This window comes from Rhodovibrio sodomensis (assembly GCF_016583645.1).
GTDB lineage: Bacteria > Pseudomonadota > Alphaproteobacteria > Kiloniellales > Rhodovibrionaceae > Rhodovibrio > Rhodovibrio sodomensis.
In genome coordinates, this window is sequence record NZ_NRRL01000237.1 from 1 (window position 1) to 2,149 (window position 2,149).

3 protein-coding genes are annotated in these 2,149 nt (G+C 70.2%); all 3 read left to right on the forward strand.

Annotation, left to right across the window (positions count from 1 at the left end):
• Window positions 1–245: 245 nt before the first annotated feature.
• Window positions 246–665: a hypothetical protein gene (locus tag CKO28_RS27385; protein ID WP_200344658.1), complete on the forward strand. Its 420-nt coding sequence runs from the start codon at window positions 246–248 to the stop codon at window positions 663–665.
• A 258-nt stretch (window positions 666–923) separates the two neighbouring features.
• Entirely contained in the window at window positions 924–1,673 is a 750-nt protein-coding gene (locus tag CKO28_RS27390; RefSeq protein ID WP_200344660.1) for an AzlC family ABC transporter permease, read from the forward strand.
• On the forward strand, window positions 1,666–2,022 hold the full coding sequence (locus CKO28_RS27395; protein ID WP_200344662.1) for an AzlD domain-containing protein: 357 nt from the start codon (window positions 1,666–1,668) through the stop codon (window positions 2,020–2,022). Before CKO28_RS27390 ends, CKO28_RS27395 begins: the two co-directional genes overlap by 8 nt.
• The last annotated feature ends 127 nt before the right edge of the window (window positions 2,023–2,149 follow it).

A 2,149-nucleotide genomic window follows, 5' to 3' on the forward strand; every position in this document is an offset into this window, starting at 1 on the left:
GCCCCAAGGGCCCGCCCGCCCCGCGCACGGCGTCGCGGCGCGCCTTACTCTGGCGGCGCACGTGCGCGCACGCCGGCCTTGCGGCGGATGTTCGCCGTGCTCCTCGCGTGCGGCGACACGTTGGCCGAAAGGTGGTTCCACCTGTCAGCATCTTGGCCTAGGTTGGCGGCCGAAATCGGGGCCCGGCCGGCGCGGTCGAGGGCCCGTCACCTGTGAGGCCAAGCGGACAAGCGAGCACCTAATCCATGCAACCCGAGACCAAGCGCGCGGTGATCGCGCTGCTGATCGCGCTGATCGGCATCGTTGGCCTGGCGATCGCGGACGGCGGCGAGACCTGGCGCGGCTACTACGGCGGCCTGCTGCTGTTCATCGCCATGGCGTTGCTCGAGTTCCGGCTGATCAAGCAGCACTTCGACATCCGCGACGGCAAGCGCGCGTCGCTCGACCTGCTGCCGCTCGGCTGGCTGGTCCCGGCGCGCACCCTGGACCAGTGGTTCATGGGTCTGGTCGCCGGCGGCATCGGCATCTATGCGCTGCTCACCGCGGCGCGCAGCGACCTGAACTCGGCCGGCTACGACCTCGGCATCCTGGTGTTCGTGCTGTGCGTGCTGTACGTCTTCGCCCTGATCAAGAAGGGCTACGACCGCCTCTACGGCAAGCACTAGAGCAAGATGCCGAAAGGTGAAGCCACCTTTCAGCTGGATCTTGCTCTCTCTTCCAGCAGGTAGAGCAAAGTTCACGATCAAGGTCGACTCGACCTTCATCGATTCTGCTCTAGGCCGGTTTGCGTCGGACGGATTGCCGCGGTCGCGGCGACTCCGTCCCACCGCCGGGGGAAGACAGATCCGCGTCCCGCGCATGACGGCCGCGCGGGGCCTTGGGGCTGACGCCGGCGCCCGCCAGCGGCTAGGCTTCGCGGCGTCATGCCCGGTGCTTTTGAGATTCCCGACAGCGACCAGGGGTTCGGCGGACCGCGCGCCGCGGCACGGGCCGGCCTGCGCCAGGCGTTCGGCGCGCCCGGGCTGGTGCTGAGCGCGAGCTTCCTCGGCTTCGGCGCCCTGGTCCGGCAGAGCGACCTCGCGCTCTGGCACGGCGTCCTGTCCACGGTGACCGGCTGGGCGCTGCCGGGGCAGATCGCGCTGGTGGAACTCTACGCCGCCGGCGCCTCGCTGCTTTCGATCGCGCTTGCGGTCGCGCTGTCGAACGCCCGGCTGCTGCCGATGACGGTGACGCTGGTGCCGGTGCTGCGCGCCAAGCGCTGGCCGCGCTGGAGCTATTTCCTGGCCGCGCACTATATCGCGGTGACCGGCTGGGCAGCGGCGATGCGCGTCTGCCCGGCGATCCCGCCGGACGAGCGGCTGCCCTACTTCACCGGGTTCACCGTCACGCTGTGGACCGGCACGATCGCGGCCACGGCGATCGGCTTCTATCTCGCCGGGGCGGTGCCGCAGCAGGTCAGCCTGGGCCTGGTGTTCCTGAACCCGATCTATTTCATGCTGGTGTTCGCGGAGAGCGCCAAGCAGCGGATGCGCGCGCTCGCGCTCGGCCTGGGCGCGGTGGCGGGGCCGGCGGTGCACCTGCTCTCGCCCGACTGGGGCCTGCTGATCTCCGGGGTCGGCGCGGGCACGCTCGCCTACGCGCTCGACCGTCTGTGGGCGCGCCGGCATGCGTGAGGCGATGGACCCGGCGATCGCGGTGCCTCTGGCGCTGATGGTCGGCGCGCTGGTCACCTACGCCTGGCGCGGCCTGGGGGTGCTGCTGTCCGGGCGAATCGATCCGGACGGGCCGCTGTTCGCCTGGACAGCCTGCGTCGCCTATGCGCTCCTGGCCGCCCTGATCGCGCGGATGATCGTCTTGCCGCGCGGCGATCTCGCCGACACCGCGGCGCTCGACCGGCTGCTGTCGGCCGGCCTCGCGCTGGTCTGCTTCTTCGGGCTGACCCGGCGCAACGTCCTGCTCTCCGTCGCCGCCGGCAGCGGCACCCTGGTGCTGCTGACCTGGGTCCGCACGTCGCCGCTTTAGCCTGGATTTTGCACGCAGCTGCTTGATGCCGTCTGGTAGCCGCCGCGAGCCGTTCGCGTAAGGGTCTTGGCGGGGTATTGTACGATGTGGATGTGGTGTTTTTCGTGTCTCGATTCAGGCCGGCGGC

What these genes read in the sequence shown, in the direction of transcription:
- CKO28_RS27385 (WP_200344658.1), top strand. Translation starts at nt 246, where the DNA reads ATGCAACCCGAGACCAAGCGCGCGGTGATCGCGCTGCTGATCGCGCTG.
- CKO28_RS27390 (WP_200344660.1), top strand. Translation starts at nt 924, where the DNA reads ATGCCCGGTGCTTTTGAGATTCCCGACAGCGACCAGGGGTTCGGCGGA.
- CKO28_RS27395 (WP_200344662.1), top strand. Translation starts at nt 1,666, where the DNA reads ATGCGTGAGGCGATGGACCCGGCGATCGCGGTGCCTCTGGCGCTGATG.